Annotated in this window: 22 protein-coding genes and 2 pseudogenes; 5 read left to right on the top strand and 19 right to left on the bottom strand. The window is 66.9% G+C overall.

Annotated features, from left to right (window positions below; genetic code table 11):
• From A5701_RS08185 to A5701_RS08195, 3 genes are all read right to left on the bottom strand, one after another.
• On the bottom strand, positions 1 to 953 hold a 953-nt coding region (locus A5701_RS08185), incomplete at its 3' end, for an acyl-CoA dehydrogenase family protein (protein ID WP_067750793.1).
• The gene (locus tag A5701_RS08190) at positions 950 to 2,143 is read right to left on the bottom strand and encodes an acyl-CoA dehydrogenase family protein (protein WP_067750799.1); all 1,194 of its coding nucleotides are present in this window, start codon (positions 2,141 to 2,143) and stop codon (positions 950 to 952) included. The genes A5701_RS08190 and A5701_RS08185, both read right to left, overlap by 4 nt.
• Before the next feature lie 2 nt (positions 2,144 to 2,145).
• Positions 2,146 to 2,922, bottom strand: a complete 777-nt coding sequence (locus A5701_RS08195; protein ID WP_067750805.1) for an SDR family oxidoreductase — start codon at positions 2,920 to 2,922, stop codon at positions 2,146 to 2,148.
• A gap of 90 nt (positions 2,923 to 3,012) precedes the next feature.
• Here A5701_RS08195 and A5701_RS08200 point away from each other — a divergent pair, with 90 nt between their 5' ends.
• On the top strand, positions 3,013 to 3,360 hold the full coding sequence (locus A5701_RS08200; RefSeq protein ID WP_067750810.1) for a PE-PGRS family protein: 348 nt from the start codon (positions 3,013 to 3,015) through the stop codon (positions 3,358 to 3,360).
• Positions 3,361 to 3,369: 9 nt separating this feature from the next.
• Here the strand turns inward: A5701_RS08200 and A5701_RS08205 are convergent, their stop codons facing one another.
• Entirely contained in the window at positions 3,370 to 6,609 is a 3,240-nt protein-coding gene (locus A5701_RS08205) for a carboxyl transferase domain-containing protein (RefSeq protein WP_067750814.1), read from the bottom strand.
• Positions 6,606 to 8,141, bottom strand: a complete 1,536-nt coding sequence (locus A5701_RS08210) for a class I adenylate-forming enzyme family protein (RefSeq protein WP_197504938.1) — start codon at positions 8,139 to 8,141, stop codon at positions 6,606 to 6,608. Before A5701_RS08210 ends, A5701_RS08205 begins: the two co-directional genes overlap by 4 nt.
• Before the next feature lie 38 nt (positions 8,142 to 8,179).
• Here A5701_RS08210 and A5701_RS08215 point away from each other — a divergent pair, with 38 nt between their 5' ends.
• Positions 8,180 to 9,013, top strand: a complete 834-nt coding sequence (locus A5701_RS08215) for an acyl-CoA thioesterase domain-containing protein (protein WP_197504939.1) — start codon at positions 8,180 to 8,182, stop codon at positions 9,011 to 9,013.
• A gap of 5 nt (positions 9,014 to 9,018) precedes the next feature.
• Here A5701_RS08215 and A5701_RS08220 read toward each other — a convergent pair whose 3' ends face one another.
• The 3 genes from A5701_RS08220 to dapB form a co-directional block, all read right to left on the bottom strand.
• The gene (locus tag A5701_RS08220) at positions 9,019 to 9,420 is read right to left on the bottom strand and encodes a flavodoxin family protein (RefSeq protein WP_197498962.1); all 402 of its coding nucleotides are present in this window, start codon (positions 9,418 to 9,420) and stop codon (positions 9,019 to 9,021) included.
• Positions 9,421 to 9,482: 62 nt separating this feature from the next.
• Positions 9,483 to 9,887, bottom strand: coding sequence for a hypothetical protein (locus A5701_RS08225; protein ID WP_156669993.1), 405 nt, complete (start codon positions 9,885 to 9,887; stop codon positions 9,483 to 9,485).
• A gap of 58 nt (positions 9,888 to 9,945) precedes the next feature.
• Entirely contained in the window at positions 9,946 to 10,683 is a 738-nt protein-coding gene (gene dapB, locus A5701_RS08230) for a 4-hydroxy-tetrahydrodipicolinate reductase (RefSeq protein WP_067750947.1), read from the bottom strand.
• A gap of 104 nt (positions 10,684 to 10,787) precedes the next feature.
• On the opposite strand from dapB, the pseudogene A5701_RS08235 reads away from it, so the two are divergent.
• A pseudogene (locus A5701_RS08235) lies at positions 10,788 to 11,666 on the top strand (13E12 repeat family protein); the annotation flags it as partial.
• A 1,315-nt stretch (positions 11,667 to 12,981) separates the two neighbouring features.
• Entirely contained in the window at positions 12,982 to 13,989 is a 1,008-nt protein-coding gene (locus A5701_RS08240; RefSeq protein WP_067750838.1) for a pentapeptide repeat-containing protein, read from the top strand.
• A gap of 507 nt (positions 13,990 to 14,496) precedes the next feature.
• Here A5701_RS08240 and A5701_RS08245 read toward each other — a convergent pair.
• From A5701_RS08245 to A5701_RS08285, 9 genes are all read right to left on the bottom strand, one after another.
• Positions 14,497 to 15,348 carry a phage major capsid protein gene (locus A5701_RS08245; protein WP_067750839.1) on the bottom strand — a complete coding sequence of 284 codons (852 nt, stop codon included), beginning with the start codon at positions 15,346 to 15,348 and terminating at the stop codon, positions 14,497 to 14,499.
• A 258-nt stretch (positions 15,349 to 15,606) separates the two neighbouring features.
• Complete coding sequence (locus A5701_RS08250; RefSeq protein WP_156669988.1) at positions 15,607 to 16,119, bottom strand: hypothetical protein; 513 nt, start codon at positions 16,117 to 16,119, stop codon at positions 15,607 to 15,609.
• On the bottom strand, positions 16,106 to 16,777 hold the full coding sequence (locus tag A5701_RS08255; RefSeq protein WP_067750847.1) for a hypothetical protein: 672 nt from the start codon (positions 16,775 to 16,777) through the stop codon (positions 16,106 to 16,108). Before A5701_RS08255 ends, A5701_RS08250 begins: the two co-directional genes overlap by 14 nt.
• 96 nt (positions 16,778 to 16,873) lie before the next feature.
• Entirely contained in the window at positions 16,874 to 17,131 is a 258-nt protein-coding gene (locus A5701_RS08260; protein WP_067750852.1) for a hypothetical protein, read from the bottom strand.
• Positions 17,132 to 17,174: 43 nt separating this feature from the next.
• Entirely contained in the window at positions 17,175 to 17,468 is a 294-nt protein-coding gene (locus A5701_RS08265; protein ID WP_067750858.1) for a hypothetical protein, read from the bottom strand.
• A gap of 75 nt (positions 17,469 to 17,543) precedes the next feature.
• Complete coding sequence (locus tag A5701_RS28035) at positions 17,544 to 18,296, bottom strand: hypothetical protein (RefSeq protein WP_156669989.1); 753 nt, start codon at positions 18,294 to 18,296, stop codon at positions 17,544 to 17,546.
• Positions 18,297 to 18,428: 132 nt separating this feature from the next.
• Entirely contained in the window at positions 18,429 to 18,671 is a 243-nt protein-coding gene (locus tag A5701_RS08275) for a hypothetical protein (protein WP_067750869.1), read from the bottom strand.
• A 111-nt stretch (positions 18,672 to 18,782) separates the two neighbouring features.
• Entirely contained in the window at positions 18,783 to 19,136 is a 354-nt protein-coding gene (locus tag A5701_RS08280; RefSeq protein ID WP_156669990.1) for a hypothetical protein, read from the bottom strand.
• Positions 19,133 to 20,557 carry a recombinase family protein gene (locus tag A5701_RS08285; RefSeq protein ID WP_156669991.1) on the bottom strand — a complete coding sequence of 475 codons (1,425 nt, stop codon included), beginning with the start codon at positions 20,555 to 20,557 and terminating at the stop codon, positions 19,133 to 19,135. Before A5701_RS08285 ends, A5701_RS08280 begins: the two co-directional genes overlap by 4 nt.
• 37 nt (positions 20,558 to 20,594) lie before the next feature.
• Between A5701_RS08285 and A5701_RS08290 the strand changes: the two are divergent.
• A pseudogene (locus tag A5701_RS08290) lies at positions 20,595 to 21,071 on the top strand (DUF222 domain-containing protein); the annotation flags it as partial.
• An 11-nt stretch (positions 21,072 to 21,082) separates the two neighbouring features.
• Here the strand turns inward: A5701_RS08290 and A5701_RS08295 are convergent.
• Both A5701_RS08295 and A5701_RS08300 read right to left on the bottom strand, forming a co-directional pair.
• Positions 21,083 to 22,165, bottom strand: coding sequence for a dihydrodipicolinate reductase (locus A5701_RS08295; RefSeq protein ID WP_067750877.1), 1,083 nt, complete (start codon positions 22,163 to 22,165; stop codon positions 21,083 to 21,085).
• A complete protein-coding gene (locus tag A5701_RS08300) occupies positions 22,162 to 23,169 on the bottom strand; it encodes a Rieske 2Fe-2S domain-containing protein (protein ID WP_067750881.1) in 1,008 nt (335 codons plus the stop codon). Before A5701_RS08300 ends, A5701_RS08295 begins: the two co-directional genes overlap by 4 nt.
• Between the last annotated feature and the right edge of the window lie 143 nt (positions 23,170 to 23,312).

Genomic DNA, 23,312 nt, shown 5'->3' on the forward strand with positions numbered 1-23,312 from the left:
AGCTGGACGCATTCCTCGGCGGCGTGCACGGCGACGCCGCTGCAATACGCCTGGGCAAGCGCCGCGGCGACGGCGGCGTCTTCGTCGGCGCGGGCACACGTGTCGGCGGCGTGGCGGGCCGCCGCCGTCGCGGCGCTGACCTCGAACCACAGATCGGCGAGCCGGTGCTTGATCGCCTGGTAGGAGCCGATTGCGCGACCAAACTGCTTGCGCTGCTTGGCATAATCCAGCGTGGTTTCGAAACACCACTGGGCGACTCCGAGTTGCTCGGACGCAAGCAGCGCCGCCCCCGTGCGCAGAGCCGCGTCGATCGGCCCGTCCGCAGGGCCGACGCGTGACGACTTTGCCGCCGAAAAGCTGAGGTCGGCAAGGGGTCTCGTCATGTCCAACGCCAACAGGGGCGAAACTTCCACCCCCGCCGCGGTGCGCGAGACGGTGTGCAGCTCGGGCCCATCCGGGCCCGCGACCGGCACCACCAGCACGTCGGCCTCGGCGGCGCCGGCGACGCTCGTGACCGATCCGCTCAGCCCGTCCGCGCCGCCGGGGACGAGTCCGATCGGATCGCCGGGCGCGGTCGACAGCGGCACCGCCAACGCGGCGGTCAGCTCACCCCGCGCCAGCGCCGACACGGTCTCGGTATCGCCGGCGCGCAACAGCGCGACCGTGGCCAGCACCGCGCTGGACAAGAACGGCACCGGCGCGACGGCCCGGCCGATCTCCTCCATCACGACCGCGGCCTCGCGGGCCCCCGCGCCCGCGCCGCCGAGTGACTCCGGGACCAACAGGCCGGCGACGCCCAACTCGGCGGCCAGCGTCCGCCACAGGCCCGAAAAGTCTTGTGGCGTAGGGTCATAGGCGCGTGCGACCGCTTCGGGCGGGCAGCGGTCGGCGAACAGGCGCCGAACGCTGTCGCGCAGGGCGTCCTCGGTTTCGGAGTACAACAGGTCGCTCATCGCGGCAGGTCCTTCCAGGCGACGTCTTTGTCGACGCGGTGCTCACCCGGCAGCCCGAGGATGCGCTCGGAAATGGTGTTGCGCAGGATCTCCGAGGTGCCACCCTCGATCGAGTTGCCGCGGGCGCGCAGGTAGCGGTACCCGGGCTCCCGACCGACCAGGTCGACGACTTCGGTCCTGCGCATGGTCCAGTCGTCGTACTGCAGCCCCGCCTCGGCGTGCAGCTCGATGTCGAACCCCGAAATCGCTTGCGCCAATCTGGCGAAGGCCACCTTCATGCCGGCGCCTTCGGGACCGGGCTGACCGGCTTGGGCCTGCTGCCGCAGGCGCTCGCCGGCCAGCCGCAGGACCTCCGCGTCGACCCACAGCTTCATCAGCTCGTCGTGCATCGCGGGATTGCGCAGCCCGGGCTCGTCCCGCCACGCCTTGGTGACCTTCCCGATGATCCCGCCCTCGCGCGGTGTCCCGGCGCGGGTACCGATCGCGACGCGCTCGTTGTTGAGCGTGGTGGTCGCGACGCGCCAGCCGCCGCCGACCGGGCCGAGCCGGTTGGAGTCGGGCACCCGCACGTCGGTGAGGAACACCTCGTTGAACTCCGCCTCGCCGGTGATCTGCCGCAGCGGCCGCACTTCGACGCCGGGCTGCGTCATGTCGCACAGGAAGTACGTCAGGCCCGCGTGCTTGGGCACCGTCGGGTCGGTGCGGGCGACCAGGATGGCCATCTGCGCGTGCTGCGCCATCGACGTCCACACCTTCTGCCCGTTGACGATCCAGTCTTCACCCTCGCGGACCGCGCGGGTGGCCAACCCGGCCAGATCCGAGCCCGCGCCGGGCTCGCTGAACAATTGGCAATAGACCTGTTCACCGGTGAACAAGGGGCGCAGGAACTTTCGCTTCTGTTCGTCGGTGCCGAACGCCGCGATGGTGGGCGCCGCCATGCCCATGCCGATGAAGTTCTTGACGGTGCCGCCCACCGGCGCGCCCGCGGCGGCCAGTTGCGCGTCGACGAGTTCCTGGGCCTTGCGCGGCAGGTCCAGCCCGCCGAAGCCGCGCGGCAGGTGCACCCAGGCCAGGCCGGCGTCGTACTGCGCGCCAAGGAATTCCCGCGGGTCGGTGGTGGCCGGGTCGTGCTCGTCGAGCAGCGCCTGCACCCGCGCCTTGAGATCCACCGCCAGGTCTTCGGTGGTCATGGCTAGCCCTGCGGCCGAGTTTGAAAGCCTTGTGCGGCGCCGAGTAGCAGCCCGCCGTCGATCACCATGGTCTCGCCGGTGATCCAGCTCGCGGCGTCCGAGACCAGGAAGGCCACGGCGCCTGCCACGTCGACGGGCTCGCCGATGCGTCCGAGCGCTATCGAGGATGCCAGCGGATCCTCGTGGTCCTTCCACAACGCCTCGGCCAACCGGGTGCGCACCACCCCGGGGGCAATGGCGTTGACGCGGATTCGGGGCGAAAGTTCCAGCGCCAGTTGCTTGGTGACGTGGATCAGTGCGGCCTTGGTGGCGTTGTACAAGCCCATGGCGGGCGATTGGTGCAGGCCGCCGATGGAGGCAGTGTTGACGATCGCGCCGCCGTGCTCACCCATCCAGGCCTTGACGACCAGCGAGGTCCACAGCAGCGGGGCCCAGAGGTTCACGTCGAAGATCTTGGTGAATCGGGCGTGGTCCTGGTCGATCAGCGGCCCGTACGCCGGGTTGGTGCCCGCGTTGTTGATCAGAATGTCGACGCCGCCGAAACGCTCGCAGGTCAGGTCGACGCAGCGCCGGGCGGCGTCCTCGTCGACGGCGTGCGCGCCGACCCCCAGGGCGTTGCCGTCCACCTGTGCGGCCGCCTCGTCGGCCGCCTCCTGCTTGCGGGCGGTTAGCACCACGTTGGCTCCGGCCCCGGCGAGCTGCTGGGCGATCGCGAGCCCGATCCCGCGCGAGGCGCCGGTGATGATCGCGGTCCGGCCGGTCAGGTCCTGTGAGGTCATCGTGGTGCGCCTTCCGTCGCGCGAAAGCCAACGGTTTCCCGTTCGCTACATGGATGTTTTACACGTGTGGGTCGGTGGTATGCGACCCGCATGTTCTCGAAATTAACCCTTACGAAAAGACTGGTGATGGGCGGGGCTGCGGCCGCCGCGATCGCCGTTGCGCCGATCGCCATGACCGATTCCCCCGCTTCGGCACCCGCACCGTCCGCGGCGCCCTCCCACGTGGTCATCAAGGATGACCCGGGCGGCGGCGGTTGCGACGGCAACGGCAACTGTGGCTCCGGCGGACAGAACCAGGGCCCCGGCGGCGGTCCCGGCGGTCAGGGCTGCGTCCCGGGCGTCGGCTGCGGCTCGGGCGGCCAGAACGCGGGGCCCGGCGGCATTCCGGGCGGGCAGGGTTGCCTGCCCGGCGTCGGCTGCGGCGGCGGCCACGCCTGATCGGTTCGGTCACCGCGATCTCCGCGGCTCCCGGAGCCTCACAATCCAGGCCCGGGAGTCCGCGGGGTCGATGACGTCGTCGAGTTCGAACGTGGTGGCCGCCCGCAGCGCCTTGCCGTGGTCGTAGGCCGCGGCGACCAGCTTGTCGAATAGTTCCTGACGCTTGGCGGGGTCGCCCTCGGCGGCCAGCTCCTTGCTGAACCCGAGGCGCACAGCGCCCTCCAGTCCCATCCCGCCGATCTCGCCGGTCGGCCAGGCGACGGTGAATTGGGGCGCCCGGAAGGACCCCCCGGCCATCGCCATCGCGCCCAGCCCGTATCCCTTGCGCAGGATGATCATCCCGACCGGCACGGTCAGCCGCGCGCCGAGGATGAACATCCGCCCGAATCGCCGGACCGCCGCGTCCTTCTCCGCGTCGGGCCCGACCATGAAGCCCGGGGTGTCGCACAGCGAAATCAGCGGCAGCCGAAACGATTCGCACAGCGCAAGGAAGTCGCCGGCCTTGTCGGCGGCCTCGGCATCGATGGCGCCGCCGAGGTGATGCGTGCTGTTCGCGATCAGCCCGTACGCCGCGCCCTCGACGCGGACCAGCGCGGTGACTATGCCGACGCCGTAGTCGGGCCGCAGCTCCAGCACCGAGCCGGTATCGACGATCGCCTCGATCGCCCGATGAACGTCATAGGCGCGTAGCCGGTTCTGCGGCACCACATGCCGAGACAGCCGCGGGTCCGGAGCCGCCCAATCGTCCACGCCGCCCTGGAAATACGACAGATACTGCTTGGCCAGCGACACCGCGTGCGCCTCGTCGCGGGCGACCAGGCTGACGACGCCGTTGCGGCGCTGGACACCGATCGGGCCGATCGCCTCCGGCGGATATACACCGAGACCGCCGCCCTCGATCATGGCGGGCCCGCCCATCCCGATGTTGGCGTCCGGGGTCGCGATGATCACGTCGCAGACCCCGGCCAGCGCGGCGTTCCCGGCGAAGCACCTGCCCGACACGATCGAGATCAACGGCACCCGACCGCTCAGCCCGGCCAGCATCCGGAAGGTCGGCACGTCCAGCCCGGCGGCGCCACCCACGTCGGTGTCCCCCGGGCGGCCGCCGCCGCCCTCCGCGAAGAGCACCACCGGCAAGCGTTTTCGGACGGCCAGGTCGAACGCGCGGTCGGTCTTGGCGTGGTTGCGCATGCCTTGCGTGCCGGCCAGCACGGTGTAGTCGTAGGACACTACGACCGCCTCGGCCGCCGCCCGCCCGAAGCGGGCGGCGCCGATCGTGGCCAGCCCGGCGACCAGGCCGTCGGCCGGCGTGTTGGCGATCAGGTCTTCTTCGGAGCGGCGGCTGCGCTGTGCGGCGATGGCCAGCGCGCCGTATTCGATGAAGCTGCCGGGGTCGATCAGGTCGGCGATGTTCTCCCGCGCGGTACGACGGCCCTGCTTGTGCCGCTTGGCAACCGCGGCCTCGCGGCCCTCGTCGAGAGTGAACAGATGCCGTCGGCGCACCTCGTCGAGGTCGGCTCGCGGCCGATCGAGATCCGTTGCGTCGGCGGCGGAGTCGCCGCCGGCGCCGTCGCCGGTGCGGGTGAAGACCAGCAACGGGTCGCCGGTTCCGACCACCTGCCCGGGCGTTACCAGAACGCGGACGGTTCGCAGCGCGTCGGGGGCGGTGAGCACGTGCTGCATCTTCATCGATTCGAGGACGACGAGCTGACTGCCCGCACCGAAGTCGGCGCACTCGGGCGCCACCTCGACCACGGTGCCCGCCAGCTGCGCGCGCAGCACGTCCTCACCGGGATACAGCTCGACCGGCACGACGGGATCCGCGTGCCGGTGCGTCGCCGCGGCCGCGGCGAGCTCGGGCAGCTTCTCGTCGAGGAAACCCGTGCTCACCCAACCGGATTCGATTTGCGGTTGGGACAGCAGCTCGCGCAGGAAGTCGATGTTGGTACGGACGCCCTCGATGCCGAACTCCGCCAGGGCGGTGCGGGCCTTGCGCAGCGCCGCCTGCGGCGACGACCCGTGTACGTGAGCGACGACCTTCGCCAGCAGTGAGTCGTAGTGCGGGCTGACGACCAGTCCGGCCCGGCCGTAGGTGTCGACGCGGATTCCGGGGCCGCTCGGCGGCGAGAACACGGTGAGGGTGCCGGCCGCGGGCACAACCGACAAGTCCGGGGCGAAGGTCTCCATGTTCACCCTCGCCTGAATGGCGATGCCACGGTGCGCGGCGGGCTCGCCCATGACTTCGTTGCCGTCGGAGGCGATGCCGGCAGGGAGCCCGAGCTGGTAGAAGGAGGCGCCCCCGGCGATCGCCAGCTGGACGGCCACCAGGTCGAACCCGGTCGTTTCCTCGGTGACGGTGTGCTCGACCTGAATCCTCGGGTTGACCTCGAGGAACACGAACTCCTCACCGGCCACCAGGAATTCGACCGTGGCCAGCCCGCGCAGCCCGACCCGCGCGCACAACCGGACCGCCGCCCGGTGCAGGTCATGCCGCAGCGCCTCGGAAAGCCCTTGGGCGGGTGCGATTTCGACGAGTTTCTGATAACGCCGCTGGATGCTGCAGTCACGGTCGCCGAGCGCGAGCGCGCGCGTCTGGTGTCCCGCGGGCGCAGCGACCACCTGCACCTCGATGTGCCGCGCGCCGTCGAGGCGCGCCTCGGCGAACAGCGCCGGATCTCCGAAGCCCAGTTGCGCCTCCGCGGCGCATTGTTGGTACGCGGCGGCGATCTCCTCGGCGCTGCGCACCGTGCGCATCCCCCGGCCACCCCCTCCGGCGAGCGCCTTGATCATGACGGCGCCGCCCTGCGCGGCGAAGAACGCCTCGATGTCCGCGATGCTGCTCGGTCCGTCCGTGGCGGGCAACACCGGCACCCCGGCCGCGACGGCGGCGCCGCGGGCGGCGGACTTGTTGCCCACGAGTTCGAGCACGTCGGCGTCCGGTCCGACGAAGGTGTGCCCGGCGCCGGCGCAGGCCCGGGCGAATTCTGCGTTCTCGCTGAGGAATCCGTAGCCCGGGTGGATGAGCTCGGCGCCGCAGCTTTTCGCCGCGGCCAGCACGGCGGGCTGGTCCAGGTAGGCGCGTGGCCCCGCGCCGGGCAGGCCGATCGCTTCGTCGGCCGCGTGCACGTGCGGGCTCTCGGCGTCGTCCTCGGCGTAAACCGCGACCGATCGCATCGCTAATTCTGTTGCGGTGCGGACGATTCGGAGCGCGATTTCGCCGCGGTTGGCGACCAGCACCGTCCCGCTCATCGCAGCGGATCCCCCCACCGAACCTGCTCGCGGAGCTTGCCCTTGAGCAGTTTGCCGCCGGCGTTGCGCGGCAGCGCGCTGTCGACCACGGTGACGTACTGGGGCACTTTGAAATCGGCGAGCTGCTCGCGGCAGTGGTCGAGCACCGCCGGCACGTCGATCTCGTCCGAACCGCCGAACAACACCGCGCCCACCTTCTCGCCCATGACGTCGTCGGGAACCGCCAGCACGCACGCGTCCGCGACGTGAGGCGCGGCCAGCAGCACGGCCTCCACCTCGACGCTCGAGACGTTTTCACCCCCGCGGTTGATGATGTCCTTGAGCCGGTCGACGATGTGCACCCGGCCCGCCTCGTCGACGCGCACGACGTCGCCGGTGTGCAGCCAGCCGTCCGCGATGGTTGCCGCGGTCGCCTCCGGCCGGTTCCAGTACCCGGCGGTGATGTTCGCGCCGCGCACCACCAGCTCGCCGACGCCTTCCTCGTCGCCGCCGAACGAAATCAGGCCGAGGTCGACGGACGGGACCGCGTACCCGACCGAGTCGGCGTGATCGACGGCGTCCCGGCTCGGCAGCACGGTCATCAGCGACGCCGACTCGGTCATGCCGTAGCCGTTGAACACCGTGGCTCGCGGAAAGGCGTCCTGCACCGAACGCACCAGCGACGGGGCGATCGGGGCGCCCCCGTAACCCACCCAGCGGACGCCGGAGACGTCGGCGTCGGTGAACCCGTTGTGCCGCAACATCAGTGCGTAGACGGCCGGGACGGTGACCATGACCGAGATGCGCTCGGCGGCCAGCGAGGCGATCAACTCGTCCAGGTTGAGGACGGGCATGATCACCGAGGCCCCGCCCAGGCGGGTGGCGGCCAGCAGTTGTGAGTTGCAGCCCGTCACGTGGAAGAGCGGCACCGAGATGAGTGTGCGCATCGCTTCGCCCAGGTCGCGCGGCTGGTCCAGGCACCGGATCGCGTTCTCGGTGTTGGTCAGGAAGGCCTCGTGGGTCGTCGGCACCCCCTTGGGATGGCCGGTGGTGCCCGACGTGTAGAACAGCGCGGCCACGTCGGCGCGGCCCAGTCGCTCCGTCACATACGGCTGGCCGTCGGGCAGCGGGTTGCCCGCCGCCAGGTCCAGCGTCGCCCCCGAGTCGGTGAGGACGAATTCGACTTCCGGTTGCGCCGAGCGCGTATTGACAGCCACCGCAACACCACCGGCCATCACGATGCCCCAGAACGCCAGCACCCAGTCGATGCCGGCGGGGTACCGCACCGCGACGCGATCACCGGCCCGCAGCCCGCCCCCGCGCAGCCCCCCGGCGACCCGGGCCGCGCGGTCCCACAACTGGCGGTAGGTCAATCGGCCGGCGCCAAGCTCAACCACCGCCTCACTGTCCGGGCGCTGCTCGACCTGTTCGGCGAGCATGTCCACCAGGCTGGCGGGCAGATCGTCGTAGTGTGGGACGCCGTCGGCGTCGCGGGTCACGCCTGTCGTCGGAAACGGGTTGTGGGCGCGCGGGATTTCGATCACTGGAGGCATTCCCGGTCCTTACTATCCGGTGTCCTATCGTGATGGCCGTGACGGTCGACGATTCCGCCATCATGCCCGAGGCGTTCTTCACTGTCGACGGCGACTCCTACGTGCCGGGCCCGCTGACCCGGGGACCGTGGGGCGCCGCGATGGGTGGCCAGAACGTCGGTGGTCTGTTGGGTTGGGGCATAGAGCAATCCGGTATCGAGGCCGACTTCCAGCCGGCCCGTCTCACGGTCGACCTGCTCCGCCCGGCGTTGCTCGAGCCGGTGCAGATCCGGACCTCGGTGCAGCGGGAAGGCCGGCGGATCAAGCTCGTCGACGGCGCGCTGGTGCAGAACGGCAATACCGTCGCGAGGGCCAGCGCGCTGTTCCTGCGCCGAGGCGAACATCCCGACGGCGCGGTGTGGTCGGCTCCCCTGGCCATGCCGCCGCTTCCGGCCGATTCCGGAGATTTCCCGGCCGACATGCCGTTTCTTATCTGGGGCTACGGGGCCACCGCCGCGGGCAGTCCGGGCATCGCGGCCGGCGAGTGGGAACAGTCCCACTCCCAGAAGTTCGCGTGGACCAGGATCTTTCGCCCGATGGTGCAGGGCTATCCCCTGACCCCCTTCACCCGACTGGCCTTCGTCGGTGACATCACGAGTTCGCTGACCCATTGGGGCACAGGCGGCTTGCGCTACATCAACGCCGACTACACCGTCACCGCCAGCCGTCTGCCCGACGGTGAATTCCTGGGGCTGGCGGCGCAAAGCCATTACGGCGCAGCAGGGGTGGCCACCGGCGCCGCCACCCTCTTCGACCGGCACGGGCCGATCGGCACCAGCTCGGCGCTGGCCCTGGCCCAACCGGCCGAGGCGTTCAACCCGACCCACACCTAGACGGCTCATTCCATCAGCTGGGCGGCCACCGTCGCGCCGAGTTCCCAGCAGGCCTGCAGGTCGCCCTTGTCCGGCTTGCCCGAAACCACCACGGTCTCTGCGGCTTTGGCCCAGCCCAGCCCGGTGGTGATCGACATGACGCCGCGCTCGGCGCCTTCGGTGCCCTCGTTGCCGTGCAGGTACAGGCCGAACGGGCGCCCGCGCGTCGAGTCGAGCAGCTGATAGTAGGCGCAGTCGAACGCGTGCTTGAGCGCACCGCTCATGTAGCCCAGGTTGGCGGGGCTGCCCAGCACATATCCGTCGGCCGCCAGCATCTCGGCGGGCGACACGGTCAGCGCCGGTCGCCGCACGACCTCGACGCCCTCGATCTCGGGGTCGGTGGCCCCTGAGACCACGGCCTCGAACATCTCGTGGCAGTGCGGGGACGGTGTGTGGTGAACGATCAGCAGCGTCTTGCTCACTGGCTTACTCACTGGCGGCCCTGCAGTTCGAGCGCCGTCTTCATGGCTTCCCGCGCGCGGCGGCGGTCCCCGGCGTAGTCGTAGGCGCGGGCCAGCCGGTACCAGCGCCGCCAGTCGTCGGGGTGGTCTTCGACCTCCGTGCGTACGGAGGCGAACAGGGCGTCGGCGGCGTCACGCTCGATGCGGCCCGACGCCCGCCGTGGCAGCGCGCTGGTGTCGAGCTCCATGCCGTCGGCCGCAATGAGATTGGCCAGCTTCTGGTGGGCGAACCCGAACCGCAGCGTCGCCACCATGGCCCACAGCCCGATCAGGGGCATGATCAACACCGCCAGGCCCAGCCCCACGGCGGCGGCCCGGCCCGAGGCGATCATTGCGACGGCCATTCGCCCCAGCATCACGAAGTACACCAGCATCGCGACGCACAGGAACGCGATGAGCAACTGGGTGCGCAGGGCGGCGTTCACGGCGGGCTCACCGCAGGTCGAGCAGGGGCTCGAGCCCCACGGTGAGGCCCGGGTGTTCCCTGACGCGGCGGACGGCCAACAGCACGCCCGGCACGAACGAGGTGCGGTCCAGGCTGTCGTGGCGGATGGTGAGCGTCTCCCCCTCGGTGCCGAACAGGATCTCCTGGTGGGCGACCAATCCGGCCAGCCGCACCGAGTGCACCGGGATGCCGTCGACGTCGGCTCCGCGGGCGCCGGGCAGGCCGGTGCTGGTGGCATCGGGGTTGGGCGGCAGTCCTTTTCGCGCTTCGGCGATCAGCTTCGCGGTGCGGGCGGCGGTGCCCGACGGGGCATCGGCCTTGTGCGGGTGGTGCAGCTCGATCACCTCCACCGAATCGAAGAAGCGCGCCGCCTGCTTGGCGAAATGCATTGACAGCACGGCGCCGATCGCGAAGTTGGGCGCGATGAGGACGCTCGTGTTCGGACTCTTGGCCAGCCAGCTTTCGACCTGCTCCAGCCGCTCGGCGGTGAATCCGGTGGTGCCGACGACGGCGTGAATTCCGTTGGCGATCAGGAACTCCAGATTGCCGATCACCACGTCGGGGTGGGTGAAGTCGATGACGACCTCGGTGCCGGAGTCGGTGAACGTGCTGAGCGGATCTCCGGCGTCGACCTCCGCGGACAGGGTGAGATCCTCGGCGGCCTGCACTCCCCGCACCATCGCCGACCCGACCTTGCCCTTAGCCCCCAAGACGCCTACCCGCATGAGCTTCACCCTAGACCGGGCCGATTCATCCACAGTCGGGTGTTTATCCACAACCGGCGCGTTCGCGGTGGCGCGGGCCGGATTGGGCGCCCTATTGTTCGAACATGAGTTCGATCGACGTGCCGCAGGAGGTGGCCGCGGCGCTCGACGCGCTGGACGCGGCCGGCGCGTCGGTGCGCGCGCTCAACTTGCGGGCGCTGAGCCCCGCCGTCCGGCTGCGGGTGCTGGAGCGGATGGAGACCGCGCGCCGCCAGCAGGTTGCGACGAGTCACGACCTGATCGCGGGCCTGGCGCCAGAGGATGCCGGGGACCTGGGTGGGCCGGTCCACAAGGTCATCGGCGACTGGCTGCGGATCAGCTACAGCGAGGCATGCCGGCGGATTCGAGACGCCAGGCAGCTCACGCCGCGCCTGACCCTCACCGGCCAGCCATTGCCGCCGGAGTTGCCCGCCACCGCCGAGGCCTGGCGCGGCGGAGCGCTCGACGCGCAGCACCTGCGCGTGATCCAGACCTTCTTTCGCGACCTGCCCGACGCCGTACCCGCCGTGACGGTCGACGCCGCCGAGCGATTCCTGGCCCGCCAGGCGGTGCAGTTGCGGCCCGACCAGCTGGAAAAGGTCGCGCACCGGTGCGCGCTGCGGATCAATCCCGACGGGAACTTCTCCGACATCGACCGCGCCCGGCAGCGCGGCTTCACCTGGGCCGGGCAGCGGTCCGACGGGATGAGCATCGGGAAGCTGGTCGCTTCCCCGGAATTGCGGGCCAACCTCGACGCCTGGCTCGCGCGCTTCGCCGCCCCCGGCATGTGCAATCCAGACGACGAAAAGCCTTGTCTCGACGGAGAACCCAACGACGAGTCCGCGAGCGGCGACACGCGCAGCCACGCGCAGCGTCAGCATGACGCGATCAACGCCCTGGTACGCGGTCAGCTGGGCAACCCGCAACTGGGTGCGCACAACGGTTTACCTGTCACGGTCATCGTCGTTGAGGTTATACACTGCAAGGGCGACTTCTGGTACAGGCACGGGCCGCAGGGTCCTGCCGCGCCCGGCAAAGATTGTCAATCATCCCGACGCGCCGCACGGCATGCCGTACCGCTCTCCTACGAGGCGGTACCGTCACGCCTCGTGACCAGTGGGGCGAACATCAACGTAACAACCCCAGAAAGCGGACTGAACATCGGTTGGGGAATCCTAACCGTAATCCTAGGCGTCGTGACGTTGGCTTCACTCGGCACTCTTGCCGTAATAACGAGCGTCAAACACGTCGACACGCTTTCGACTATCGCGCTGGCGCTAGCAGTAGTTTCGTTCGCCGCGCAACTTATTGTCACGATGGCACAGGGCCAGCAATCGGCCCAAGTGAACCGCGAAACTATGACGGCACTTTCTGAGATGCGCGCGACGACGAGTTCACTACTGACGAATCAACGAGATCAGTTCGACACGGTGCTGACAGCGGCCCTCCAAAAAGCTGTCCCAGCGGCGGTCGAAGATGTGTCGCGAGAAGAAGGCAGAGACCCAAGAGTCGCGTTACAGCAGACAGAAGCACGTGTGACAGCCCTTGAAAACGCCCTGCAGCAGCGACTCGCAGAATCACTCAACTTGCCTGCGCCAGCCGCCTTCACGCGGTTTAGGTTGGTGCCCAAGCCGTCAGATGACGAGCAGAATGAGTGGCGGGCGCTGTTGAATAGCTATCCGCCGCGTGCGGAAGGGGAACCGGTAGCTGAAATCCTGCGACGCCTTCCGCTACAGGCCATTGCCGCACTTGGGGAAATCGCATCCATCTCGATGGTGAGTAACGCACCGGATCACAGCACAACCTTCAAAGTCCTATCGCCGGAAGCCGAATCGGCCCCTTCTTCCCCGACTCAGAAGCTGATTGAAGAGGGCCTGATTGACCGCCGACTTGACCCAGACAATGACGAACAGGTCATTTACCGCCTCACCCCGACTGGGATAACCGCAGCCCGAATTATGAGGGGCGCTGGAGAGCCACCCGACTGGGCAGCGGACTTTCGTTGACTTCGCCAAGATCGACTATGGCGTTGACGGTCGAAGACTGCGGTGTAAGTCAAAGTGACGGCTTATAGCCACCCGATGCACGCTCGGCAGCCCACTAGGAGAGTTTTTGGGCCGCCGGGCCGCTGGGCCGCACCGGGCAGACACAAAGTCAGACGCCGGACGGGGCTCGGGGGTTCCAACTCTATTCGCGCGGTGGCATCCGTCCGCGATTTCCGCACGAAGCACGGTGTGCCGATCACATACCCAGGGCCGCTTGCGTCCGAGAATTGGCCATGTGAACCTGCGAAACGATCAAGGCCGCATCCGCTTGGTGTTGCTAGTCCTAGTTGGCACCGTCACGGTTGTCATCGCTGGCGGCGCGTTGTTTCTGTGGTTCGCCTGGCTGCTAAGTCGCCAGCCCGCCACTTGGACGACATGGCTAGGTCACGTCGACGGTCAGGGCTGGTTTGACGCCGCCAAAACAACGGCCGCGATCTTGGCCATCATCGGTGTCGGCGGCGCGGCGCTGGTGTCATACCGCCGCCAGGACACCGCCGAACAAACCCACAGCCTTGAGACTGAGCGCCACAAACTTGAAAGCCAGCGCCTCCAGGATGACCGTGAGCGGGAACTGCGCTCACGATTCACCACCATCGCGGAACAACTGAGCGGGAAGTCCGCAATCCGGTTAGCGGGTGCATACGCCCTCGCCGCCCTCGCCGACGACTGGCACCGATTCGGGAATGATGACGAGCGTCAGGTCTGCGTAAGTCTCATGTGTGCACAGCTACGTCGGGAGCCAGAACCCGATGATCCGGATAGCAAGGAGATTCGCAACACCATCATCGGTATCATCCGGCAGCATCGCCCAAGACACTCCGATCCGGCGAATGAAAGTGATTGGGGTTCTTGCAAACTCGACTTGGACGGTGCCGATCTAACTAATAGTTCCGGGCTGTTCAATATCAACTTCGATGGCGTGTACCTTAGCCGTGCAAACCTTAGCGGCGTCTGGTTGGTCGGCTGCAACATGGTGCGCGCATCCCTGATAGGTGCTCAACTCCAACAAGCATTCATCGCAGGAGACTTAACGCGCGCCCGGCTCGCACACGCCGACCTCAGCGACGCCACAATCAGCGCGAACCTAACAGGCTGCGACCTTGGTTGGGCCAACCTCAGCGGAGCCGACCTCAGCGGATCGAATCTGACAGATGCCGACCTGGAAAATGCCACACTGGACGGGGTCCTTTACGATGATAAGACGATATGGCCGGAAGGTTTTACGCCGCCACGGCGTGATTAAGCAGTCTGCCACTCCGCTACGAACCGCCGACGATTGATCCGACTTGGTTTGACCCCCATCATGGCCATGTGGATCTGCCCGTGGGGGGTAAAAATTGCGGTAATGCCTGGGTTGCCGCGCCGGTCGCCCGGTGGGGTCCTCCCCCACCCCGCCCATCGTCACCAGTCGCGGGCATGACTGACCGGCACCGGCTCACCACGCCTACGCTTGCACCGACCTTGATTACACGCCCGGTGCGCTGGCCTAACCTCGCCGCGATTGTGCCCGCCCTTACCGACTGGCGTGACGTGGTCTGCTGTAAAGCATTGCGGGTGAGGCCATTTCAACGTCAGGTCAATCGGCAGGCCGCAAATCCAGCAGGGGTCACCTTGCCTTTTCAGGCGTGCACGGTTACGCAGGTAGGTGCGGTCGGAGGTGCGGGACAATTGATTGTGCGCCTTGCTCTTTGGTGACGCTGCACCCGGCGGTGAGTCAGGGTGTCGTCCGCCGGGTGCGCGCCCATTTCGGCTAGCTGCCCGGTTCGGCGATCGTGAACTTGCCCAACCGTTCCGGCCTGACCACGACATGCCCGAAACGCCAGGTTGCCCGAATGGCAATGCCGTCACTGTCGAAGTAACGGTGCTCCGACGTGGCGATGCGCACGGGGCCGACCGCCGACACGATCGCGTACTTGTCGACAACCAGGCCGCTGTAGTTGGTGATGCCACGGCTGACGAACACGGGCAGTGAGTACAGGAGTTGCTGCGCGTCGGACGTGCCAGCGCCCAAAAGGGTTGAGTTGTAGCCCGTCCCGATCTTCAACTTGCGCATTTCTGACCAGCCCAGGGGGTCCACGATGATCGCGGTCGGGGTGGCAAGGTTGTCCTCAAGCGTGGCGATCAGATCGCTGATGACGTCGAGATTCGTTGAAACTTCGCCGCCGTCAACGATGTTGGCGACGTTGAGCAGCCCAGCCATCGGTGCGACGGCGGGACCTACGGGGGCCGGTTCCGCCAGGAACGCGATGTCTGCGCGGCGGACGATGGCCCGGTTGACCGACTGCGCGAGTTGGTCTGTCGTAGACGGCTGGTTCCACTGCTCGTTAGAAAGCTTAATCAGTTGGGATAATTTCGCGGTGTGAACCAGCACCTCGGAGAGCGCGGGGTCGGCTTCGTCCAGGTCCGCGCCTTCGGCTTTGAAAACGGCTTCATCGTCGGTGACGAATCCGACGTGCATGGATGGGGCGTCGCCTTCGACTTCGCCTGCGACAGTTGAGCATTGCAGGATGAGCGCCTCGGGGACGACATCAGAGGGGGCGAATGAGTAATCGTCGGGCCGCCAAGCGGCAGCACTGTTGACGGTGGTTGCTGTGAATGCCATGGGAGTGACTCACGTTCTGCGGCCCGCCGGAACAGATCATCGGCGTTGAAAATTTGGCCGCACGAAGGGATGTGAGTTGTCCACGGCTGCCGCCTACGCGGCTCGGGCTGCTGTAGCCCGCCGTAACCCGCTTACAGCGGGATAGCGTCTTCGGGGTGCCCGGCCTACGGCCGTGCTGTCCCGTGACGGGGCCATTTTAGCCCCTGATTTGCCCGGTGGGCGATGTTCCGGCCGGGGCCTGTGCGATGGGCGCGGCGGCTACTTCTCGCGCGGGGCGAACGCCTGACGCCAACTGTTCACTGGTTCGGCCGGGGCGGCGGTACCCGACCTCATCGACTTGATCGACTTGGGCTGGGCGAGGGCAAGACCCAAATCGGTGCGCGCCTTTTCGACCGCCGCCCGCACCTTGTCGGCGGAGGGCACGCCGTTCTCGTCTAGGAGTTGGTCGAGTTGGGCACCAGAAGCCCACAAGGCGGTCGGCTTGATCCCCAGTGTGGTGGCCAGCGCGCCGACTTGGTCACGGCGCATGGCCTCAAGCTGGGTTTCCAGCGCCGTAATGCGTTCGGCCGATTGGTCGTTGTCGGCTTTCCGGGCGGCCTGCTCGGCGCGCAGCTGCTTGCGGAACTTCTCGGCCTGGCGGTCGGTGCCAGATTCCGCGCCGTGCTCGCCGTCGACGGAGACCTCGGCGTGGTCGGGTGCCGGGTCGGGCGAAGCGTCCACCGTGGCGGACACTTCGGGCTGCTCTTGTGGCTGCTGCTCACTGCTGGTCATGACGCTCTCCATTCTGCTCTGCGGCCCGCAGCCGGGCCAAGTTGTCGCAGCGGCCCTGAATTGTGTTGGCCACGTGAGCGGCTAGCGCGGGGGTGAGCGCCACGGCATAGGAGCCATGCCGCGCGTCGCGGACCGTCACAAAAATGATGTCGACGCCGGTTTCGGCGATGAAGCCGTAACCAATTTCGACAGGCTGGCCTTCGGCCGGAGTAAGGATCGTTGTGCCTGGCGGCATTTCATTGGTCATGTCGGGCATTACGGTTGCGCCTCCCCGGTAGGTCCATTGTTGGTGGTCGCGGTCGAATGCGGGTCGGAGCACGGTGCCGACCGGATAGCGGGCGGCGACCTCGGCGGCTTCGGCGATCAGGTCGCTGGCCACCCGCCGAACACTGTAGGTGCCGGGATCACTGGCGGGCCACTCGATATCGGCCAAGCCGAGGCACGCGGCTTCGACCAGGTCGTCAAAGTCGACATCGAGGTCCGCGACGATCACGGCGGACGAACCGCGAAGGGTGCTCAGGCCGGTGGCGGCGCGGTCGCAGCCGCAGCCGGGCCGACCGCACACGTAGGGCCAGCCGACGGCGACCTCGCCGGGAACGGCCCAGCAGAAGTCGTCGGGGTCATCTGCCGGGGGGCGGTGGATGGTCAGCAGTCTCACGCGTTGATCCGATCATTTTTTACGTGGCCCATGATCGGTTGAAAAGTCAACCGATCGTTCATCGTGAATTCCTTTCTGACGGTTGGTTGTTCGCGGTCATGGCGTGCCGGGCCAATGCGCCCGGCGCGGGTGCGGCTCGCACTCGTAATCGAGATCGGGCATTGGCATTGCGGCGATGATGTCGCGGACGGTCTCGCAAACCTCGCCATCAGCGACGTATGCCAGTAACGCGTCGGCGGCGGCGATGAGTTGCTGACCGCGCACCAGACTGCGCCGACAGGTGTTCTGCTCGTCGGCTAGTAGCGCCTGATCTTGGCCCAGCGTGTGCAGGGAGCCGCGTAGCGACCACAGCACGGGGAAGGCTCGGGTGATTTCTTCGAGGACTTCGGCGGCTAGCTCACCCGATTGGCGCTGCTGGTCGACGCAGTAGGGACCGGTGCCCCGGCGGTGCGGCGTCGGGGCTGGGTGTCCAGCCGAGAAGCCGGTACCCGGTGAGTTGTTCGTCGCACCGCCCGGCGTCGACGAGTCGCAGGCAGGTTTCGCGGGTGCCGAGTTGGTAGGCGACGCGGGTGGGCACGTATCCCTCGGTGCCGTTGTAGTCGGCCCAGCGGCCGAGTTGGTTCCAAAGTTCGGTCGGGTCCGGGTCCGTGATCCGGTTGTCGGCTTCGTCGTCGTTGTTGAGAGCGGTCATTTCGTGACCTCCGTTCCGTTGGGTTGGGTTTTCAGCGGTGGCGGTATCGCGGCGGTCGGGATGCTGGTGCAAGCATCATTTCCAGGGTTCTCCGAGACGCTGGAATACCGCGATGCGGGTGCGGCGTTCGACGCGGATTTGGGCGGCCCGTTCCGGGTCGCGGGTGATGTCAACGAGGGCGTCGAGTTCGGCGAGTAGGCGTCGGCTGGCGTCGAGCCAAGCGCCGTAGGCGTGCTTGTCGGCCTTGCAACGTGCGCAGGGCCAGTCGTTCCAGTTGGGGTGTTGGGTGCAAGTTTTTTTGGGGGGGGCGACAGGGGGACGGCCGTCAGGCCGGTCGGTCCGCGTGCCCGCGCGCGCACCCCCGTCAAAAGAACCGTTATAAGGACCGTCATGTTCGCCATCCATGGGTGGCGGAAGCACACGCGATTTTGGCGGAAGCACATCCGATATTGGCGGAAGCACATCGTCCTTGCTTTCGCCATCTCGGGTGGCGCAAGCACTTTCAGTTGCTTCCGCCGTCTTGGGCGGCGGAAGCAAAAGCAGCTCGTAGACACTCGCATGTCCTACCCCGTGCGACCGATAGCCGTGCTTGACCACCTTCACCAGCCCGGCGTTCTTGAGTTCGCTGACAGCACGATCAACCGTCCGCGATGAATTGCCAGCGTGGATCGCGGCTTGGATGCGCGCCCGCCGCACAGCACCTTGCCTGGTGACGTGGTGACACCGTTCGGCGATGGCCAGCAAGGCATACAACGCCTTGGCGGAAAGCCCGTCGAGGTACCCGGCTTCGGCGGCGTCGAGAACTTCGCCGACCAGTTGCCCGCTCACCAGCCACCGCCTTTGGTGCCTCCCCCGACGCCGGGGCTTATGATCAACGCAGCCGGTCGCCGTGGGCGGTCGGTGATGGTGAAAATGGTGGCGGCGGGTCCTCGGATTGGTGTCCGGGGGCCGCCGTTTTCGTTAGGCGGCCCCATAGTTGGCCCCGGCGAGCAAGATCGCAGCGATGTCTTGGCGCTGCTGATCGGTGAGCGGTTGCCACTCCGCGACGATGGTTTCGGCGCGTTGGCGCAGCATGACGGCGCGAAGATCGTCTTGGGCTTGGATGAGTTGAGGGTCGTCGGCGGTTCGTTCGCCGTTGCGGACGGCGCGCTTGAGGCCAGCGATCTGGCTGCGTAGGCGCGCCGCTTCCGGTGAGATACGCATGGGCACTGCTCCCAGGGGTCGATCCATCCCCCCTTGCTGCTGGGAGGGGATTTGTGACCCCCGGACATATGCCGTGCCCGGTCGCCCCGCCGTGACGGGATGAAAGAGCGCCTACCGCTCCTCTTGCCTAGAAATTATGGCAGCCAAATCGCTTAAATGCACGGTGTCCTCGCCTTTTTCTACACGCTGCTGAACGACGCACCGCAACGCGGGACCGGAATAGCGAGGTAGCTCCCGGCCACACAGCTTGCACCGGATGGTCTCGGTCCCGAAGGCGGCGGCAGCCAACGCATCCCGGTCGTGAACCAGACCTCGCTTGGCCTTGCGCCCCGCCCGCAATATCCGCCGACGATGCGGGTCGTTAATCTGCCACCGCCCGTCGGAGTACACGGTGATCGTCGCGACCGTGGCCACTTTGCCGCGAGCATGACGCGGATCATCACAGATGACGGTCACCGTCATCACAACGCAGCACCGCCCTTCTGGACGAAGTCGATGCACTCCGGCTTGAAGTAGCGGCCCTTGGGCGACGGATTGACCACGACTGTGCAGACCTTATCGATCACCTTTCCTTTCATATCGGGCGATAATGCCGCCCAACGTGTTTCGAGCATGTCGACACCATCCTTGAGCAACTCGTCGACCGGGTTGCGCAGCGCCTGTTCGGCCAGCGCACTGTCAATCCCTGCGATCTTGGCTGACAGTTTCGCCGACTCCCGACGCACCCCAGCACCATCAAGAACGTCATCAGCGAACAACGTGGCCAGCCCATCCTTCTTTGCCGCCAACGCGGCCCGACGGGTGCGCAGCTCGTTCACATCCACCGCACTTTTATTGCGGGCCAGAATCTTCCGCAGCTTGGCGTCATCACTCAGATACGCCAACACCACAGATTCGACGTAGGCATCCAACTCGGGCTGGCTACGCGATAGGTGCGCCGACGCGGAGCATTTATACCGATGGTATGTGCGCCCATCACTATGCATTGATTGGGTGTGTTGTAGCGGCGCTTTGCATATTCCACACAAATACCGATGTGAGCCAATGTATTTACGCTCATACGACACTGCCGCACCACGCGACGGGTTACGCAACACCGCCACCAGCCCAGCATGGGTGTCGGCATCAAGAATCGCCTGCCAGACCCCAGCGCCAGTCACCTTGCCGTGGTAGGTGCGCAAACCGGCATACCTCGGATTAATCAACATTCGCTTGACCCGGGACGCGTTCCACGCCGCCCCCCTTGTGGATGTCACCCCCGACGCGTTCCACTGCCGCGCGATAGCGCGTAACGACGCGCCCGCGAGCACCTCGGCGGCAGCCTGCTGAATCATCGACGCTTCCGGCTGGCACACCTCCCCGGCTTCGGTGTAGCCGAAACAACGGTGCGATGACCACCATGCGCCTGCCTGGGCGCGCTGCAAGTTGGCGCGGCGCTGGCGTTCGGCCTTGTGCTCGGACTCCATCCGACTGACGCTGCCGAGAATCCGGGCCACAGCCTTACCAGTCGCATGGCCTAGGTCGAGGTCGCCACCGTTGACTGTGCGGACCGGCACTCCGGCGGCTTCGCACACTTCGATCACGCGCTCCATGTCCTTGATAGAGCGATAAAGCCGGTCGGTGTGCCAGCACAGCAGAACGTCATGCTGACCTCGTTTAATGGCGTCAAGCATGGCCTCGAAGCCGGGTCGCACGACGCCGTTGTAGGCACTGATGTCGTTGTCGGAGTACACCTTCGACACGGTCAAATGGCCACGCTTGGCCAAGTCGCGGCAGTCCTGCTCTTGGCGAGCGACGCCAGCACCTTCGCCGCCGCCAGGCGTCATGCCGTCGTCCGACTTGTTGGGGTCGTGGCTGAGGCGGGTGTAGATACAAGCGTCAATCATCCGCCAAGCTTAACAGCGTATAAAGTCCACGACCGTTGTCATCGTCTCCACCACGCTGCAGGAGCTGACGTCCGGCACCGGGCGCGCGGTGACGGGCGGTGGAACGGTGCTGCCGATGCGCGACGTGATCCGGATGGCGCGCCACGCCTACCACTATCTGGCCGTGTTCGACGAACACTCGCGCCGCCCGCTGTATCTCGGCCGGTCGCGGCGAATCGCCACGCCGGATCAGCGCATCGTCCTGTACGCGAAGGACCGCGGCTGCACGCATCCCGGCTGCGACGCGCCGGGTTATTGGTGCGAGGTGCACCATCTCGACGAGTGGGCCGCAGGCGGGCTGACCGACGCCGACACACTCACCTTCGCCTGCACGCCGCATCACAGGCTGATCGAAAAGGGTTGGCGGACAAGGAAGCTGCCCGACGGCCGGACCGAGTGGCTACCGCCGCCGGAGCAAGACCGCGGGCAGCGCACGAACGACTACCACCACCCCGAACGCGCCGAAGACCCTTGACCCCCGCGCGCTCACCTCTTGAACCGCCCCGCGAACCCGCGCAGCGGCAGGTCGGCGCTGGTGATGAGCCCCGGCGGGGCCGCCACGACCGATTTGATGGCCGCCAGCGCGGGCATCCCGGTGACGGTCATGCCGATGGAGGCAAAGTTGTCCGGGTTCGAAAGATCCACGCCGGGCTTGGGGAAGATCATGTGCTTGTTGTAGATGCACGGGTCGCCCTGGATCTGAGTGATGTAACAGCCCTTGATGTTCCAGCTCGGATCGGTGTGCGGCGTCATCTGCCACTCGAGGTGCGTCTCCACCCGGGGCACCCCGTCCACCATGCCCTGGTACTTGATGTAGTTGCCGCCCAGCGAGCCCTTGGGCAGCGTGTACCAGCCCAGGTCCACGTCCTTGGTGCAGGCGCCCAGCTCGTAGCTGAACTTCACCTCGTCCAGCGGCAGGTCGAAGCAGTCGGCCATCATCAGCACGCTGTCTGCGAAGACCCGGGTGTACTTCTCCAGCTTCGACGGGATCTCCGGATCGTCGACCGGCTGGCCGTAGCCCACCTCGATCCAGGTGTCCTTGGAGTGGTGGCATGACACGTCGACGGATTCGATCGTGGTGACGTTCTCGATATCGGCGACGTCGGCCGAACACACCACGCCGAGTATCTGGTTGAGGCCCGGGTTCATTCCCGTCCCGTAGAACGTCGCCCCGCCCTTTTCGCAGGCCTCGGCCAGCAGTTGGCTCACCGGCTTGCCCGACGGGTGCGGGTGGTTCTTGTCACGGTGCCAGCCGGTGATCCAGTCGGCGGTGGTGACGATGTCGATGCCCGCCTCGAGCACTTTCACATACAGGTCCTCGTCGGGGAACACGCCGTGAAACGTCAGCACGTCCGGCTTGGCGGCGATGATCTCGTCGATGGAGCCGGTGAACTTCACCCCGTTGGGCGCCGCGCCGGCGAACTCGCCCGTGTCCTTGCCGACCTTCTCCGGCGAATAGCAATGCACGCCAACGAGTTCGAGGCCGGGATAGGTGGCGATTCGCTTGATCATCTCCGAACCGACGTTTCCGCTTCCCACCTGGAAGACGCGAATCGGTGAGCTACTCATTGCGTGGAGCCTTCCTGTAGTGCGAATGCCTCGGGATAGAACTGCTTGGCCCACGCGCGGATTGCGGTGAAGCCCTCGTACTCGTCGGTGGCCAGCGCAGGCGGGTCGGAGTAGCGCTGGTGCCGCCAGATCTCGATGTCCTGCTCGAACTGCCGGATCACCTCGCGGCCGAACTCGGCCGCCTTGCGCTCGGCCCGTTCCGGGTCCTTGCCGGGGGTGCGGCCGATGTAGACCATGAACCGGACGTCGGAGGTGCACTCGTCGACCGGGGTGACCGCGGAGATGGTGCGGTTGTCGATCATCCCCCAGCTCTTGGTGACCGCGATGCCCAGGCCGCCGTTGATGGCCTCGACACCGCTGTTGACGTCCTCGATCTTCTGCCCGTCGTCACCCTCGAACGTGATGGTGAAGTCGACGAAGGAGACCGGCTCGTCGAAGTCGTGGCGGGTGAACACCGGCACGATGGGCGTGTTGTGCACGAACTTGAAATGCGCGAAGTCGACGCCGTTTTCCAGCACATACTGCGGGTGCAGCTCCAGGCCCGGCCGGTACAACCGCTGCTGGGGGTAGTAGTCGTCGGCGCTGCTGTCGTCGTGGAACGCGCCGAACACGTCGGGGGCGTCGAAGTACGGCTCGCGGCGCTCGACGTCGTGCCAGATGTAGACCGACGAGTTACGTTCCACCATGGGATAGGTGCGGATGCGCCTGCCGCGGTTGGGCCGATCCTGGTAGGGGATGCAGACGTTGCGGCCCTCCCGGCTCCACTGCCACCCGTGGAACGGGCACTGCAAGATCTCGCCGACGACCGTGCCGCCGTACCCCAAATGCGCGCCGAGGTGTTCGCAGTAGGCGTTCATCACGGTGAGCTGCCCGGACTCGGCCCGCCAGGCGACCATTTCCTGGCCGAAGTACTTCATCTTGTGCACGTCGCCGACACCGATCTCGTCGGACCAGGCGACCTGGAACCAGCCGGTTGGTTCCATCGACAACGGCGGCTTAGCCATGCGGGATCCCTCCTTGAAACGAATGATAGGCCGGGCCGCAGACAAATCAAAGTACCCTCTATGAAAATTCCGCCGTTGTGCGCGATAGGCTCTGCAAATGACTCGGCAGGTCAGCGGGGCGGGAACCGCGAACCGGCGCCCGA

It is taken from the genome of Mycobacterium sp. E3305 (assembly GCF_001666785.1).
GTDB lineage: Bacteria > Actinomycetota > Actinomycetes > Mycobacteriales > Mycobacteriaceae > Mycobacterium.

What these genes read in the sequence shown, in the direction of transcription:
- A5701_RS08250 (WP_156669988.1), bottom strand. Translation starts at nt 16,119, where the DNA reads ATGACCAGCAGTGAGCAGCAGCCACAAGAGCAGCCCGAAGTGTCCGCC.
- A5701_RS08200 (WP_067750810.1), top strand. Translation starts at nt 3,013, where the DNA reads ATGTTCTCGAAATTAACCCTTACGAAAAGACTGGTGATGGGCGGGGCT.
- A5701_RS08245 (WP_067750839.1), bottom strand. Translation starts at nt 15,348, where the DNA reads ATGGCATTCACAGCAACCACCGTCAACAGTGCTGCCGCTTGGCGGCCC.
- A5701_RS08220 (WP_197498962.1), bottom strand. Translation starts at nt 9,420, where the DNA reads ATGTTCGAGGCCGTGGTCTCAGGGGCCACCGACCCCGAGATCGAGGGC.
- A5701_RS08285 (WP_156669991.1), bottom strand. Translation starts at nt 20,557, where the DNA reads ATGATTGACGCTTGTATCTACACCCGCCTCAGCCACGACCCCAACAAG.
- A5701_RS08265 (WP_067750858.1), bottom strand. Translation starts at nt 17,468, where the DNA reads ATGACCGCTCTCAACAACGACGACGAAGCCGACAACCGGATCACGGAC.
- A5701_RS08195 (WP_067750805.1), bottom strand. Translation starts at nt 2,922, where the DNA reads ATGACCTCACAGGACCTGACCGGCCGGACCGCGATCATCACCGGCGCC.
- A5701_RS08210 (WP_197504938.1), bottom strand. Translation starts at nt 8,141, where the DNA reads ATGCCTCCAGTGATCGAAATCCCGCGCGCCCACAACCCGTTTCCGACG.
- A5701_RS08225 (WP_156669993.1), bottom strand. Translation starts at nt 9,887, where the DNA reads ATGCTGGTGTACTTCGTGATGCTGGGGCGAATGGCCGTCGCAATGATC.
- A5701_RS08275 (WP_067750869.1), bottom strand. Translation starts at nt 18,671, where the DNA reads ATGCGTATCTCACCGGAAGCGGCGCGCCTACGCAGCCAGATCGCTGGC.
- A5701_RS08300 (WP_067750881.1), bottom strand. Translation starts at nt 23,169, where the DNA reads ATGGCTAAGCCGCCGTTGTCGATGGAACCAACCGGCTGGTTCCAGGTC.
- A5701_RS08295 (WP_067750877.1), bottom strand. Translation starts at nt 22,165, where the DNA reads ATGAGTAGCTCACCGATTCGCGTCTTCCAGGTGGGAAGCGGAAACGTC.
- A5701_RS08205 (WP_067750814.1), bottom strand. Translation starts at nt 6,609, where the DNA reads ATGAGCGGGACGGTGCTGGTCGCCAACCGCGGCGAAATCGCGCTCCGA.
- dapB (WP_067750947.1), bottom strand. Translation starts at nt 10,683, where the DNA reads ATGCGGGTAGGCGTCTTGGGGGCTAAGGGCAAGGTCGGGTCGGCGATG.
- A5701_RS08190 (WP_067750799.1), bottom strand. Translation starts at nt 2,143, where the DNA reads ATGACCACCGAAGACCTGGCGGTGGATCTCAAGGCGCGGGTGCAGGCG.